General features: G+C 44.6%; 12 protein-coding genes and 6 tRNA genes. 8 read left to right on the forward strand and 10 right to left on the reverse strand.

Annotation, left to right across the window (positions count from 1 at the left end; all coding sequences use genetic code 11):
- Positions 1 to 167: 167 nt before the first annotated feature.
- The 10 genes from rplA to B147_RS0122805 all read right to left on the reverse strand — a co-directional run bounded on the left by rplA (position 168) and on the right by B147_RS0122805 (position 3,109).
- Positions 168 to 860 carry a 50S ribosomal protein L1 gene (gene rplA, locus B147_RS0122760; protein WP_020589517.1) on the reverse strand — a complete coding sequence of 231 codons (693 nt, stop codon included), beginning with the start codon at positions 858 to 860 and terminating at the stop codon, positions 168 to 170.
- Between the two features lie 24 nt (positions 861 to 884).
- On the reverse strand, positions 885 to 1,307 hold the full coding sequence (gene rplK, locus B147_RS0122765; RefSeq protein WP_020589518.1) for a 50S ribosomal protein L11: 423 nt from the start codon (positions 1,305 to 1,307) through the stop codon (positions 885 to 887).
- 35 nt (positions 1,308 to 1,342) lie between these two features.
- Positions 1,343 to 1,873, reverse strand: a complete 531-nt coding sequence (gene nusG / locus B147_RS0122770) for a transcription termination/antitermination protein NusG (RefSeq protein ID WP_020589519.1) — start codon at positions 1,871 to 1,873, stop codon at positions 1,343 to 1,345.
- A 16-nt stretch (positions 1,874 to 1,889) separates the two neighbouring features.
- Positions 1,890 to 2,246 carry a preprotein translocase subunit SecE gene (gene secE, locus B147_RS0122775; RefSeq protein WP_020589520.1) on the reverse strand — a complete coding sequence of 119 codons (357 nt, stop codon included), beginning with the start codon at positions 2,244 to 2,246 and terminating at the stop codon, positions 1,890 to 1,892.
- A gap of 61 nt (positions 2,247 to 2,307) precedes the next feature.
- Positions 2,308 to 2,384 (reverse strand) — tRNA-Trp (locus tag B147_RS0122780).
- A gap of 10 nt (positions 2,385 to 2,394) precedes the next feature.
- Positions 2,395 to 2,553, reverse strand: coding sequence for a 50S ribosomal protein L33 (rpmG, locus tag B147_RS0122785; protein ID WP_020589521.1), 159 nt, complete (start codon positions 2,551 to 2,553; stop codon positions 2,395 to 2,397).
- A gap of 104 nt (positions 2,554 to 2,657) precedes the next feature.
- Positions 2,658 to 2,734: transfer RNA gene (locus B147_RS0122790), tRNA-Thr, on the reverse strand.
- A 44-nt stretch (positions 2,735 to 2,778) separates the two neighbouring features.
- Positions 2,779 to 2,854: transfer RNA gene (locus B147_RS0122795), tRNA-Gly, on the reverse strand.
- An 84-nt stretch (positions 2,855 to 2,938) separates the two neighbouring features.
- Positions 2,939 to 3,023 (reverse strand) — tRNA-Tyr (locus B147_RS0122800).
- A gap of 10 nt (positions 3,024 to 3,033) precedes the next feature.
- Positions 3,034 to 3,109, reverse strand: a tRNA-Thr gene (locus B147_RS0122805).
- A 500-nt stretch (positions 3,110 to 3,609) separates the two neighbouring features.
- Here B147_RS0122805 and B147_RS0122810 point away from each other — a divergent pair.
- From B147_RS0122810 to B147_RS0122845, 8 genes are all read left to right on the forward strand, one after another.
- Positions 3,610 to 5,328, forward strand: coding sequence for a lytic transglycosylase (locus B147_RS0122810; RefSeq protein ID WP_020589522.1), 1,719 nt, complete (start codon positions 3,610 to 3,612; stop codon positions 5,326 to 5,328).
- 251 nt (positions 5,329 to 5,579) lie between these two features.
- Positions 5,580 to 5,654: transfer RNA gene (locus tag B147_RS0122815), tRNA-Arg, on the forward strand.
- 68 nt (positions 5,655 to 5,722) lie between these two features.
- The gene (locus B147_RS0122820) at positions 5,723 to 6,952 is read left to right on the forward strand and encodes a peptidase U32 family protein (RefSeq protein ID WP_020589523.1); all 1,230 of its coding nucleotides are present in this window, start codon (positions 5,723 to 5,725) and stop codon (positions 6,950 to 6,952) included.
- A gap of 207 nt (positions 6,953 to 7,159) precedes the next feature.
- Positions 7,160 to 10,372, forward strand: a complete 3,213-nt coding sequence (locus tag B147_RS0122825; protein ID WP_020589524.1) for a hybrid sensor histidine kinase/response regulator — start codon at positions 7,160 to 7,162, stop codon at positions 10,370 to 10,372.
- 37 nt (positions 10,373 to 10,409) lie between these two features.
- Positions 10,410 to 10,859: a chemotaxis protein CheW gene (locus B147_RS0122830; RefSeq protein ID WP_020589525.1), complete on the forward strand. Its 450-nt coding sequence runs from the start codon at positions 10,410 to 10,412 to the stop codon at positions 10,857 to 10,859.
- Positions 10,859 to 11,956: a protein-glutamate methylesterase/protein-glutamine glutaminase gene (locus tag B147_RS0122835; RefSeq protein WP_020589526.1), complete on the forward strand. Its 1,098-nt coding sequence runs from the start codon at positions 10,859 to 10,861 to the stop codon at positions 11,954 to 11,956. Before B147_RS0122830 ends, B147_RS0122835 begins: the two co-directional genes overlap by 1 nt.
- 32 nt (positions 11,957 to 11,988) lie before the next feature.
- On the forward strand, positions 11,989 to 12,831 hold the full coding sequence (locus tag B147_RS0122840; protein WP_020589527.1) for a CheR family methyltransferase: 843 nt from the start codon (positions 11,989 to 11,991) through the stop codon (positions 12,829 to 12,831).
- A gap of 12 nt (positions 12,832 to 12,843) precedes the next feature.
- Positions 12,844 to 14,520 (forward strand): HEAT repeat domain-containing protein, encoded by a 1,677-nt coding sequence (locus B147_RS0122845; RefSeq protein WP_020589528.1) that lies wholly within the window; start codon positions 12,844 to 12,846, stop codon positions 14,518 to 14,520.
- Positions 14,521 to 14,787: the final 267 nt, after the last annotated feature.

A 14,787-nucleotide genomic window follows, 5' to 3' on the forward strand; every position in this document is an offset into this window, starting at 1 on the left:
CCTTCCATAAATAAATTAGTGTCGAAGGTGCCAACGAAACCAAAACAAAATTCATTTTCTGTCTCGGCAGGCCGGCAAATCCGATTATGCATATACTATGCACCTACTGTCTAGGACAGGTTTAAAACGTGTTTCGTTTAATTATAACGAAACACGCTCATTATTTCTTATTTGATCAACAAAGGGTCCACTTTAATACCAGGCCCCATCGTTGAGGATACGCTGATGGATTTCAGATAGGTTCCTTTGCTCGCTGCAGGTTTGAGAGAAACAATTTTATCGAGAAAGACAGTTATATTTTCCAACAATTTTTCAGCGCCAAAGGATATTTTACCAACAGGAACATGAACAATACCGGCTTTTTCAACCCTAAAGTCGATTTTACCAGCTTTTACTTCGTTGATGGCTTTAGCAAGTTCGAAGGTTACGGTACCGGTTTTTGCATTGGGCATAAGCCCTCTGGGGCCAAGAACGCGTCCAAGCTTACCGACCGTACCCATCATATCCGGCGTAGCAATCGCTTTATCAAAACCGAACCAACCGTCTTTGATTTTTTCAACGATCTCGTCTGTGGCAATGAAGTCTGCACCTGCATCAAGGGCTTCTTGTTCTTTTTCCCCTTTGGCAAATACCAGGACTTTCACTTCTTTACCCAGTCCATTGGGCAGAACAACGGTTCCACGAACCATCTGGTCTGCATGCCGCGGGTCTACCCCCAGCCTTACGGCGACATCAACCGTTTCGTCAAATTTTGCATAACTGGAAGATACAGCAATTTCCAGGGCATCTTTGGGTCCATACTGAACCATTCTGTCCACTTTGCTCAGTGCTTCGTTATGTTTTTTACTCCGCTTAGGCATTTTAATCACTCTTATACTTGAAAGTTAAACGACTTCTATTCCCATACTTCTGGCTGTGCCTTCAATAATTCTCACGGCAGCATCAATATCCGAGGCGTTCAAATCCGGTTTTTTGGTTTCTGCGATCGCAACGACCTGATCTCTTGTCACCTTGCCGACCTTATCACGATTCGGTTCTCCAGACCCCTTAGAAAGCTTGGCGGCAGCCAAAAGCAGTCTTGAAGCAGGCGGGGTCTTGGTTATGAAACTGAAAGACCTATCCTGATACACAGTGATAACAACTGGAATAATCTGCCCTGCATCATTAGCTGTTTTAGCGTTAAACGCTTTACAGAAGTCCATGATGTTGACACCGTGTTGCCCCAGAGCCGGACCAATGGGTGGGGACGGATTTGCCTTACCGGCTTCAACTTGAAGCTTAATTTGTGTCATTACTTTTTTTGCCATTTTATTACTCCTGAAACTCTTTATTTACAACCCGACTAAATCTTGGTTACCTGTATAAAATTCAATTCGACTGGAGTAGCTCGCCCGAAAATGCTGACCAGCACTTTCACCTTTTCCTTATCTGGAGACACCTCTTCAATGGTTCCGTTGAAATTGGAAAAAGGCCCATCAACGACCCGCACATCATCGCCCGGTTCAAAATAATATTTGGGCTGGGGCTTCTCCTTACCCTGCTCCATCTTTTCAATAATGCTTTGGGCTTCCCTGTCGGTTATGGGAGCAGGTTTATTTTTCCCACCAAGAAAACCGGTAACCTTAGCAGTGGAACTTACAATATGCCACGTCTCATTATCCAAATGCATGCGCACAAGAATGTATCCAGGATAAAACTTTCGAGAAGACTGCCTTTTTTTCCCATCCACCAGCTCAACAACATTTTCGGACGGAATCAGAATGTCTCCGAATTTTTCCGGATGTTTCGATCCCTGGATTTTTTCTTCCAGGGCAAGCTTCACCTTTTGCTCATGACCGGAATAAACGTGGACGACATACCATTTTAAAGACATTTTATTTCCCTTAGCCTCAAGTAAGGACAACCTGAACTAGCTTGGACAGACTGTAATCAAAAATCCCCAGAAAAACAGCAACAATGAATACAAAAACAATGACCACGACTGTAGTTCCGGTCGTTTGTTTCCGGGTCGGCCAGACAACTTTTTTCAACTCGACTTTTACTTCCCGAAAGAACTCTGTTGTCCTTGTAAAAAAATTATTACCAACCCCAGGCTGCGCTACCGATTTTTCAGATTTAGAAACAGGTGATGATTGCAGCGGCTTACCCGCAACAGTCGATTTCACAGCGGCACCAGACCCACTATCAGTTTCGGCAACCCGTTTTCGTTTTTCGCTTTGAGGCTTTTTTTTCTGTAATCTCGACATATCCCACCGATAATTTACCCCCTGGCCGACATTAAATATCGGCCAGGAGGCTATAAAAAAGTGGCAGGTCAGGAGGGAGTCGAACCCCCAACAGCCGGATTTGGAGTCCGGAGCTCTGCCAATTGGAGCTACTGACCTGCATGGTAAACTATTTTATTTTTGTTTCTTTGTGGACGAGATGTTTATTACAGAATTTGCAATATTTTTTAAATTCAATCTTGTCCGGAGTTTTGCGTTTATTTTTGGTCGTTGTATAATTTTTTCTCTTGCATTCAGTACAGGCAAGAGCAATGAGCACTCTGTCCACTTTTAACCCCTTGACGTTTATTTTTAATATTGCTTACATCGCCAGCTATTTATACCGACAAATGACTTCTCATTAATACCGGCTTAAATCTTTATAGCACAACTTGGAGCCCATGACCAGAATCGAACTGGTGAACCTCTTCCTTACCAAGGAAGCGCTCTACCGACTGAGCTACATGGGCTTGAAGCACTATACAATCTAAGCCAGCATACAGGAGACTACGAATGGAGCGGGAGACGAGGCTCGAACTCGCGACATTCAGCTTGGAAGGCTGAAGCTCTACCAACTGAGCTACTCCCGCTTATGATAAGACCAAATTAAGTCAATCAACCAAACCGACCATGTAGTCCCAACAATCCAATATGCAGATCTCCTACACTTGCTTTGGTGGTGGGGGGAGGATTTGAACCTCCGAAGGCTGAGCCGTCAGATTTACAGTCTGATCCCTTTGACCACTCGGGAACCCCACCTAAGCTATTCTGGAGCCGATACCCCGAATCGAACGGAGGACATTCTCATTACAAGTGAGATGCTCTACCAACTGAGCTATATCGGCTTACTTTAAGCTACACAACTTCCGTAGCAAAAAGACCGGGTAAAGATAGCAGAACATTTTTGATATGGCAAGCACTTTTTCATAAAAAACATATTTTTTTTCCGACATAAAAAAACAAGCACTTAAAAAATGGAAAATTATAACTTTTGCGCGATACAACTGTCTCTAAAATTTATAAAAACATTATTGAACCTCAATAAAAACAACCGTTCCACGATATTTTTTCATTGACATTCCACGCGATCTTCATTACACAGACTAAATGTTCCAATAACAGCTATACGCTGACTTGGTCTATCGATACATAAGGTTCTATTCACAACTAACCATGATAATTATTTAGTAATTTAGCAAATTAATTTTTTAAAATTTTCATATAGTAGCAGCCGCGGACTGACCTGGTTTTTCACCGTGGCTCAACAACTAAAGCTGAAAGATCTGTGTTTAGTTATATAGACTTTCTTTCTTAATTAGAGAACAGTTAGTGGTAAGGAGACAACGTGGATACTCGCAAACTGGCCGCATTTATTTTTGCCTTATTTCTGATTACCGGCTGCCGGCAATCCCATTTGTCGGCCAATAGACCATTAACAGATCAGACGATTAAGGCGCCTGATCCCCAGGGCCAATGTATTCTTCAGCCCGAAACAAAAAACCGGGACAAAAACCCGGGTTCTGATCAAGGAAAAATAGACCAAGCCCTTGAACTTTGCGGTGTGGCACAAAGCTACTGGGAAGAAGGTAACCTTGAAGACGCGTTATCAAGCCTTGATGAAGCCTATGCCCTGATGCTCGAAATTGATACGGCTGACAATTCCGAGGTGGATCAACAAAAAGAGGATATTCGTTATCTTATTTCCAAACGTATTCTCGAAATTTATGCCTCCCGCCAGATTGTTGTAACCGGTCATCATGACGCCATCCCAATCACTTTGAACGATCATGTTAATGCTGAAATTAAACGCTTGACCGGCCCCGAACGTAAATTTTTTACCCGGTCACTTAACCGCTCCTGCCGTTACCGTCCGTTTATTGTTCAGGAGCTTAAAAAATCCGGATTACCCGAAGAGATTTCCTGGCTTCCTCTAATTGAAAGCGGATTTAATGCTAGGGCGTTATCTCCTGCAAGGGCGCTTGGCCTGTGGCAGTTCATACCGTCAACCGGCAATAAATTTGGGTTAAGCCGCAATCATTATATAGATGAACGCATGGATCCTGAAAAAGCCACCCGGGCCGCCATTGATTATCTCAAGGAACTGCACAATCTGTTCGGGGACTGGACCACTGCCATAGCAGCTTACAATTGTGGTGAATACCGTGTACTCAAAACAATTCGCAGACAAAAACTCAATTACCTGGATAATTTCTGGGATCTATATCAGAACCTCCCCAGGGAAACAGCGAGGTATGTACCAAGATTTCTGGCCACGGTTCATATTGTCAAAAACCTGGAAAAATATAATATTGTTATAGACAAGCCCCTGGAGCCGCTTGAATATAAACCCTTTGACGTAAAAAAACAGGTCCGTTTAAGTGAAATTGCAAAAGCAATCAATGTAGATACAGACACGCTCGTTTCGCTTAATCCGGAGCTGCGTCATGAAGTTCTGCCTCCTGAAGCCTATACAATTAAGGTCCCGGTGGATCATGCAGCGCAGTTTATGGCCAGAATAGATGCCATTAAAACAACTTACCGCCAGCCCCCCCAGTATACTTATTACCGCGTGCGAAAGGGAGATACCTTATCAGGCATAGCCGGTAAATTTAGAACCTCCGTAAATGCCATTGCCAGGTGCAATAAAATTTCAAAAAAAAGCTGCATTGCTATTGGCAAGGTATTGAAAATTCCAGGATCAGGCAAGGCCAGCGCAAAGACAGCCACAGCCTCAAGCGCCTACAACAAATCGAAAGAAATAACTTATACTGTGCGCAGAGGCGACAACCTATGGCTGATTGCCAAAAAATTTTCTACGACCACTAAGCGAATTAAAGCGCTCAACAAATTATCAGGAACCAGGCTAAGCATTGGTCAGCGCTTGACAATTGTCTCCGGCGATAAAGGGAACAGTGAAAAATTCTCAAAATACAAAGTAAAATCCGGAGACAGTCCTGTGGGCATTGCAAGAAGACACAATATGAGTCTTGACCGTCTACTGTCGTTAAATCACTTGAGTAAAAGAAGCAAAATTTATCCCGGCCAAAACCTGCTTGTGGAGTAAGGAGAGAGCCGCCATTTCCGCCAAGTGAGACGCCGCGCTTGATACATACCCTTCAAAGGAATGGTAAAGCGCATCCATGCCTGCGGCTACAGTCAATTCAGGGAGGCATTGTTATTGTCGTCTCCGGATCAATTTATCACTTGCTTTCATAATAATTTTGGAATATATCCAGATGTCCCATTGATTTGGAAGCTTGAGTATTGTCTAAAAGGCCAATTTATGATACTTATAGCCCGAATTGATAGACACGTGCCCCCGTAGCTCAGTGGATAGAGCATAGGATTCCTAATCCTTGAGCGCAGGTTCGATTCCTGCCGGGGGCACCATTATTTTAACGGACCTTAATCTTAACGGACCTTGGCTGTGTTGGCATCTTTGCCGCAACTGGGATATAATGCCAAACGTTTTAAAAAAACCTGAATTGCTTGCACCGGCCGGCAACTTTGAAAAACTTGAAATTGCAGTCCATTACGGGGCCGATGCGGTGTATCTGGGCGGCAAGGATTTCAGTCTGAGAAATTTTTCAGGCAATTTTACGGACGGCGAACTTGAAGATGCGATAAAATTTGCCGAAAAGCACCAGGTCAAAGTATATCTTACCTGCAACATTTACTCCCGCAACCATGAGCAGGACAGCATCCAAACCTTTCTGGAAAGGATAGGGAATATCTCCCCCCATGCCATTATCATTTCAGACCCAGGCATTATTCTAAAAGCCAAAGAAATTATCCCCCATATTGATATCCACTTAAGCACCCAGGCTAACACCACGAATTTCAATGCCGTTCGTTTCTGGGAACAGCAGGGCGTTAAACGGATAAATCTGGCAAGGGAATTATCCATTGAAGAGATAAAAACCATTACATCGCGCGCCAAAATCCAGACAGAGACCTTTGTTCACGGCGCCATGTGCATGTCCTACTCCGGCAGGTGCCTTTTGAGCAGTTTTTTAAGTGGCCGGGACAGCAACAGAGGACTGTGCAGCCATCCCTGCCGCTGGAATTACGCCGTTATGGAAGAGCTTCGGCCCAATGAATATTATCCTGTCCAGGAAGACAGCCGCGGCACATATATCTTTAACTCCAAGGATATGTGCCTCATAGACCACATCCCCGAATTAATCCATGCCGGAATTTCCTCTCTTAAAATAGAAGGCAGGATGAAAGGAATAAATTATCTGAGTTCTGTGGTTAAAACATATCGTAATGCCATTGACGCATATATCGCAGAACCGGATTCTTATTCCGTCCTCCCTGAATGGCATTCAGAACTATACCGGATATATCACCGGGCCTACTGCACCGGGTTCTATTTTGGCCATCCGGATGGCGAATCAAAAAACACCTTGAATCCCGGCAACATGCACAAAGGCAAAATTCATAGTTTTATAGGCAAAATCATTGAAAACCGTGGAAACCATTTATATTTAATTGATATCAGAAACAAGCTGATACCTGGTGATGAAATAGAAATCCTCAGCCCCCAGGGCCCTGCACGGCAAACCAAGGTATTGTCGCTGACCAATGAGAAAGGCGAACCCGTGGAGAATGCGAAACCCAATACAAGCCTGATGATCGGCATACCCCTGGACATCTGTCAGAACGATATTGTTCGCAAAATATAATAATAAATAACGGACATGGCCGACCTGGCCTATCAACACCCAGGCTCACCCCACAACAAAACATGAAAGTAATTCAATAAGTTATTCAAGCTTTTATATAAAAACCCGGCGACATCTTTAATTTGACTTTACATTATATCTTCTGTAGATTATCTTTGTATCACGACTTTAAATCATTTCTATGACATTCTTTCAGGAGTTTTTAATATGTTTGAAGACGACGAAACCCTACAAATGTATATCGAAGAATCGCTGGATCACTTGGCAGATATTGAAAGTGATTTATTGACGATTGAAGAGGGTGGCGCAAACATTGATCTTGATCTGGTAAACAACGTTTTCAGAGCGGCCCATTCCGTCAAAGGCGGTGCGGGATTTATGGGATTGACAACCATTAAAAATCTTGCACATAATCTTGAGAATGTACTAGGAATGATCAGAAACAGAGAACTGATCCCTGACTCTGAAAAAATCAGCATATTGCTCAAAGGGTTTGACGAACTTGAAAATCTGTTGAACAACATTCAAACCAGCAATGATGTCGATGTTTCCGCCCATATCCAGGCCTTGGAAAATATAACCAGCGCATCGACACCGGAGCCCGCCCAAAACGCAGAACAACAAGAAGTCCTGGAAGTGGGCCTTCCTGAAACGTTTGCAGATATTGTACTCCAGGACGGCAGAAACTTCCAGCAGGTGTCGCTCAAGGGGATTGAAACCTGCAAAACGGAAGGCAAAAATCTGTTCCTCGTTGAATATGATCTGATCAGCGATATTCAACAGCAATCTAAAAACCCCATGGAGCTTTTAAACAATCTGTCTAAAACCGGTACGATCATCGAGGCCAGGATTGATATCGCCGGCGTCGGCACACTCAGTGACGCCGGCATGCCCGAAACAATTCCCTTCCAGATACTATTCGCCTCTATTATTGAGCATGATATGGCCGAGACACTATTTGGCATCTCAAATCGGCGCATCCATATCATTACAGACGATATGATCAACTTCGCAAAAGACAGCACCGGAGAAATCCCGCCGCCTCTGCCCCAAGCAATTGAAACAGTAAAGGCAGCGCCCCAGCCTGAGGTGGTGGCCCAGCCCGCTGCTGTCGCCACACCGGCACCGGCAGTTGCAAAACAGCAGAACAACCCGGCGGTCCAGGAGGCACCTGTGGCCAAATCCCAGGAAAAAGAGTTGGGCATTGGAGGAAAACCCCAGAATTCTTTGCGTGTAAATGTCGGGCTCCTTGACACATTGATGAACCTTGCCGGAGAACTTGTACTTAGCAGAAACCAACTTCTCCAAGGGGTCAATTCGTCTAACGTAAAGGCGACAGAGCTGTCCAGCCAACGAATTGACATGATCACATCAGAACTACAGGAGGCGATCATGCGCACACGGATGCAGCCCATTGCCAATATCCTGAACAAATATACCCGGGTGGTTCGAGATCTGTCCCACCAATTGGGAAAATCCATAGATCTGGAAATCGAAGGCAAAGATGTTGAGCTGGATAAAACCATCCTGGAATCCATCAACGACCCGTTGACCCACCTTGTAAGAAACTCCGTTGACCACGGTATTGAAACGCCCATGGAAAGGGAGCAGATGGGCAAAGATGGGACGGGGAAAATTATCTTAAAGGCATTCCACGATGCAGGTCAGGTGAACATTGTAATTTCCGATGACGGCCGGGGATTAGATCCTGCCAAAATAGCCTCATCTGCCATTGAAAAGGGCCTGATCTCCGAATCAAGGGTTGAGGAAATGTCGGACAAACAAAAAACAGAACTGATTTTTCTACCGGGATTTTCAACTGCTAAGGAAGTTACGGATGTATCCGGCCGGGGCGTGGGCATGGATGTGGTGGTCACAAACATTGAAGCTTTAGGCGGAATCATAGAACTTGATTCAACACCCGGACAGGGAACGGATATTCAGATCAAGCTGCCTTTAACTCTGGCGATTATTCCCAGCCAGATCACCTCCGTCGGCAACGAGCGATATGCAGTTCCCCAAGTCAACCTCAACGAACTGCTTAGGATTCCGGCAAGCCAGATCAAAGAAAAAATTGAGAAAGTCGGAGATGCTGATGTCGTCCGGCTCAGAGGAGAGCTTCTTCCCCTTTTGAACCTGGCGGACATGCTCGGCATACACCGCACTTTCGTTGATCCTGAAACCGGAGAAGAACACGAAGACCGCAGAACCAGCCTTTCTGACCGCAGGTCAAAGGTTCTCCTGCCCGAAGAGGGTTCTGATTCTGAAAATAAAACTGAAAAGGAAATTAAAAGAGCGGAAAGCGACCGCCGTTATCATGCCGCATCTGCGATCAATATCGCGGTTGTATCTGCCGGGGCATTCAAATATGGCCTTGTTGTAGACCAGCTACATGATTCCGAGGAAATTGTTGTGAAACCAGTGGGCAGACATTTAAAAAAATGCACTGCTTATGCCGGGGCCACGATTATGGGTGACGGTAAAGTTGCTTTAATCCTCGATATTTCAAATCTTGCCCAAATGGCCGAACTTTCCGCCGTTGCCGAAGCCAGCCAGAATGCGGCCAAGGCCGCAGAGGAAGAAGAGGCGGCCAGAGCGGATAAGGTTGCATTACTGACCTTCAAAAATAATGAAAAAGAATATTTTGCTGCGCCGTTAAACATTGTGGAACGAATTGAACGTATCAAAACATCTGACATTGAACAGGTTGGCGATCGCAAGGTTGTTCAGTACAGAGGCGGTTCCCTGCCCCTGTATGAACTGTCCCAGGTGGCAAACGTCGAACAGCTGCCGGAAAGGGAGCAGCAGGAAGTTATTGTTTTCAAAGTTAAAGACCGGGAATTAGGGCTTATGGTTACTCCGCCGGTGGATGCCCAGGAAGTTGTGCTCAACATTGACGACTCGACCCTGAAGCAACCTGCCGTCAGCGGCTCCATGATTATAAACAACCACACCACGTTACTGGTGGATATTTTTGAGCTGGTTAAAACGTTGAACCCGGACTGGTTTGAAGCCGAGGCCAAGGCCGCAGCAACCATGGCTGAGGACGGTGAAAAAATCATCCTGTTTGCCGAAGATTCAGCCTTTTTCAGAAACCAGGTCAAACAGTTCATGATAGAGGACGGCTTCAAGGTCATTGAAGCGGAAGACGGACTGATCGCTTGGGAACTGCTAAAAGATCGTGCTGAAGAGATTGACTTGGTAGTAACGGACCTGGAAATGCCCAATATGGACGGATTTGAATTCACCAAACGGATTAAAAGTGACCCCAAATATTCACATCTTGGGGTTATTGCTCTGACATCGCTTGCCAGTGAAGCGCATATTGAAAAAGGAAGATCCGTGGGTATTGACGAATATGAGATAAAACTTGACAGGGAAAGACTTATGGCTGTTATCAGACAATATGTGAATTTGTAAAACATCCACAAAGCAGATACCCGTTAAGGAGAGATACATGAAAAAAGAGTCTAAAGAAACCACATCCAATGACATAGAATTTTCCACATTCTATGTTGGTGGCGCAGTTTGTGGAATTGACATATTAAATATTCAAGAAATCAATAAGCATTTTGAAATTACACAGGTGCCCCAGTCAGCTGAATATGTCAAAGGCATATTGAATCTTCGGGGCAGAATTGTGACCATCATTGACCTGGGCAAAAAATTAGGTCTGTCCCCGGTGGCCCCAAGCAAAGACAACCGCAACATCATTGTCAATTCTGAAGATGAGCATATCGGTCTTCTGGTGGATGCCATTTCCGATGTAGTCATCACCCAGAAAGAAAATATAGAGTCTGCACCTTCAAATATTGGCGGCGTCAAAGGTAAATATTTCCAGGGTGTTTTAAAGACAAAAAATCAGTTGATCGGCATTCTTGATATTGATGAGGTGCTCAAAGAATAATGAACACCATCAAAGCCCTTGTTGTTGATGATACAATTGTTTATCGAAAAATTGTTGGAGACGCACTCAAGCAGATGCCGGGCATTGAGGTGGTAGGTACTGCCAACAACGGAAAAATTGCCCTTTCTAAAATTAAAACCCTTAAACCGGACCTGATGACCCTGGATATTGAAATGCCGGAAATGAACGGCATTGAACTCCTTCAGGAACTTCAGCATATGGACAACCCGCCTTTGGTGATCATGGTCTCTACTTTGACCCGCCAGGGAGGGGAGTTGACCCTGCGGGCGATGGAACTTGGGGCTTTTGACGTTCTGCCAAAGCCTGAAGAGGGCAAGATGGCAGAAAACATGCTCAAAGTCAAAACAACCCTTGAGCCGATTGTAAAGCATGTTAAACGCCATAAATTCGGAATAATTGATCCGCCGGTCAGGCCCAAATCTGCAGTGCAGGTTACGGCAAGAGCTGCGGAATCAAAAGCGGCCGTAAGACCGGCACAGTCCAGGCCAGCCGGTATTAGGTCCAAATCCGAAATTATAGGTATCGGTATATCTACCGGAGGTCCAAATGCGTTGACCAAAATGATACCCATGCTCCCCAAGGATCTCAAGGTACCGGTTCTCATTGTACAGCATATGCCGCCTGTATTTACGGCATCCCTTGCCAATAGTCTGAATAAAAAATCAGCCGTTGAAGTTAAAGAGGCCAGGGATGGAGAGACTATTGAACCAGGAAAAGTATTCATTGCGCCCGGGGGGAAACAGATGAAAATTGTTGCAGGTGCAGACGGTTTGACCCGAAAAATAAAAATTACGGATGATCCACCGGAAAATTCGTGCAAACCCTCGGTAGATTATCTGTTTCGCTCCATTGCTCAGCACTATGTTGGAAGAGCCACGGGCGTCATCATGACCGGTATGGGCTCTGACGGATCAAAAGGGCTCGTTCAGATGAAAAACAACGGTAGTTTCATTATTGCCCAGGATGAAAAAACATGCACCGTTTACGGCATGCCCAAAGAACCTACTGAATCCGGGATAGTCGATGTCATCGCACCATTGGAAAAAATCGCAGATGAAATCGTAAAGACCATTTAACTAGAAACTTAGCCGGTACCGACACGATACTCATGAGCAAAATTAAAGTAACGCCCGAAGAATTTAAAGCATTTGCCAAGTATATCCTGGATATATCAGGGATTGCTCTGGATGTGGGGAAAGAATACCTTCTGGAAACCAGACTCAATCCGCTGCTTTCCAAACACCAGTGCAATTCATTTTCGGAGTTGATGAAAAAATCTAAACTCGGTTTTGACAAAAAGCTGGAAGGCGAAATTATTGATGCCATTTCCACCAATGAAACCTATTTTTTCAGGGACAAATCGCCGTTTAAACTTCTCCAGCATAAAATACTGCCGGACCTGATTGATAAACGTTCGAAAAAAAGTTTCGGCAAACCCAGCATAAAAATATGGAGCGCGGCCAATTCTACGGGACAGGAAATATACAGTCTTGCCATGACCATGATCGAAATGGGCGTAACACTTAACAAATACAACATCAAACTGTTTGGTACGGATATCTCTGATGCAGCCATTGCCAAGGCCAGTTACGGCGTTTACAACAAATTTGAAGTAGCCCGCGGACTTGAGCCTGCCCGGCTCAACAGATTCTTTGAGCCCAGGGAAGATAAATATAAGGTTAAAGACGAGCTTCGCGCCATGGTTCAATTTAAAAAAATGAACCTGATGAAACCGTTCATCGGTATTGGAAAATATGATATTGTCCTCTGCCGGAATGTAATGATCTATTTTACCACAGAGGACCGCCGAAAAATTTATTCAAATATTTCAAAGGTCATGGAACCTGACGGGTACCTTTTGATCGGTTCCACAGAATCCCTGGTAAATGATACGGACCTTTTTGCATCTTTCAGGTATTTAAACTCGGTATTTTACCAGTTTAAAAGTTAGCGGAGTAAAGTTATGGGTGGTATTAACGCACAAGATTTTATCAATGAACTAATCTTCTGTCTCAACGAAAAAGATACGGTTAAAGCCAAAGCCCTGCTTCAATTTGCATCGGACGCCAACGTTGATGTCAAGGTGCAGAAAATGGCTCTTGCAGAATTGGCAAAAGGCCCTGAAAACGTGGTTTTTCCGCTGCTTGAATACCTCACCAAAATAGAAATTTCCAACACTGAGGTCCAGGAGAGCCTGTATGAATTAATTCTGGACAAAGCATACGGTAATACCAATCTGGTAACAGAATATATTGCCAACAACGAAAAAAAAACCCGGATTCAGTTTATTCGGGCAGCCGGCGATCTGTTTCTCGAAGACACCATCCCGGTTCTGATCCAGGTTGTGCAGAGCGAAACAGACCCGGAACTAGTTATCCCGGCCATGAATTCCCTGGCAGTATTCCGCAAACCCGAACATATTGAAATTTTTTCTTCGTTTACTACGCATCCAGACCCCGACATCATCAAAGCGGCTATTTTCGCTATTGGTGCATTGTCCAATCCCCAGGCAGCAGATACCCTGATAAGCTTTTTATGCGAAAATGAAATCATAAACAAACTGGTTGTCCAGGCCCTGACAGAGAAGCAGGATCTTTACGATCTGGAAAAAATAACCCTTCTTTTATCGTCTCCTGTGACCATTATCAGGGACACGGCCATTGATGAACTTATCAACATGGGCAAAAAGGCCACACCGCTTCTGACCAAGGCATTCCAGAATGCAGAAGCCGACTATATGGTGCACCTGATCACCACCCTTGGGTACATAGAGGATCAGGCTGCCATTCCCGCCATCATTGACATTATCAATACCCAACCCAAGGATGCCAACATCCGCCAGGCCGCCTACGAAGCCATGGAACGTATCCCTTCGCCCCGCACAGCCATCTGTCTGGTCCAGGGTCTCCAGGATCCGGAAGAATCCGTGCGCATGAGTGCTGCCCGGGCCATTGATAAAAACCTGTCAAAACCATTAGTGGCCGGACTGAAAAATATTGTTCGGGACAAATCCCCCGAAGCAGTGTCAACAGTAAGTGCACTCATAGATACGGATGCAACCAATATTTTCAATTTTCTAATGGGTGAAGAATCCTTCAGGGAACTTGCAGGTACACATATTGCCGAAAAGGCATCTCCTGCTACCCGCAAAGCCTTCTTAAAAAATATGGCTGCTATTGGCCAAATTAAGTTTGCCAAAGAAATTGCAGCCAAAATCACCGGAAAGAATAAGGCAGAAACGTCGTCTTCAATGAAAATTGTTGTGGTGGATGATTCAAAAATGATGCTCAAACTCTACCAGAACAAGTTGTCTGTTCTAGGACTTACCTGTGAAATCTATCACCGCCCGGAAGAAGCGGTGAAACGGATACTGTCCGGGAAAACAAACCTCGTCATTACGGATTTGAACATGCCCAACATCAGTGGTTTGGAACTTACTATGGAAATAAGGCGCAAATTCACCCGGACAGATCTGCCGATTCTGATGATCACCACCCAAAGCGATTTTATAGGAGAACAAGAAGGAGAGGTGAATGTCAACGCGTCCCTTTTGAAAAAAACCGGCATCAATAGAATCCTTCACAAACCGTTTAGTGACGATGATTTCAAAGAGTCCGTCTTTAAACTGCTGCCCACCTGACGTAATGCACCAGTATGGAACAGCGCTGACGCATCAAAATTTATTATCAATGATATCAGGGGGGCGGAGCGACATCTAAAATTATTTTGTCGCAAAATTATAATAGACACTCTGCAGGTCTTTTGATAATGTAACGTGGATGTGTGTGAGTTCACCCACCAATCGAAACGTTACATTTGAGGAGAAAACGCTGTGATAAGCCAGTGTGGTCGGCAGATTAAAAACGCAGAACTTGAACAGATTCGCGAGACGGTAAAGACATTTTCG

Origin of the sequence: Desulfobacter curvatus DSM 3379 (genome assembly GCF_000373985.1) — a bacterium.
In the GTDB taxonomy this organism is placed as follows: domain Bacteria; phylum Desulfobacterota; class Desulfobacteria; order Desulfobacterales; family Desulfobacteraceae; genus Desulfobacter; species Desulfobacter curvatus.

Excerpts from the sequence above, each read along its gene's own strand:
- rplA (WP_020589517.1), bottom strand. The coding sequence starts at position 860 with ATGCCTAAGCGGAGTAAAAAACATAACGAAGCACTGAGCAAAGTGGAC.
- rplK (WP_020589518.1), bottom strand. The coding sequence starts at position 1,307 with ATGGCAAAAAAAGTAATGACACAAATTAAGCTTCAAGTTGAAGCCGGT.
- nusG (WP_020589519.1), bottom strand. The coding sequence starts at position 1,873 with ATGTCTTTAAAATGGTATGTCGTCCACGTTTATTCCGGTCATGAGCAA.
- secE (WP_020589520.1), bottom strand. The coding sequence starts at position 2,246 with ATGTCGAGATTACAGAAAAAAAAGCCTCAAAGCGAAAAACGAAAACGG.
- B147_RS0122820 (WP_020589523.1), top strand. The coding sequence starts at position 5,723 with ATGCCAAACGTTTTAAAAAAACCTGAATTGCTTGCACCGGCCGGCAAC.
- B147_RS0122825 (WP_020589524.1), top strand. The coding sequence starts at position 7,160 with ATGTTTGAAGACGACGAAACCCTACAAATGTATATCGAAGAATCGCTG.
- B147_RS0122830 (WP_020589525.1), top strand. The coding sequence starts at position 10,410 with ATGAAAAAAGAGTCTAAAGAAACCACATCCAATGACATAGAATTTTCC.
- B147_RS0122835 (WP_020589526.1), top strand. The coding sequence starts at position 10,859 with ATGAACACCATCAAAGCCCTTGTTGTTGATGATACAATTGTTTATCGA.
- B147_RS0122840 (WP_020589527.1), top strand. The coding sequence starts at position 11,989 with ATGAGCAAAATTAAAGTAACGCCCGAAGAATTTAAAGCATTTGCCAAG.
- B147_RS0122845 (WP_020589528.1), top strand. The coding sequence starts at position 12,844 with ATGGGTGGTATTAACGCACAAGATTTTATCAATGAACTAATCTTCTGT.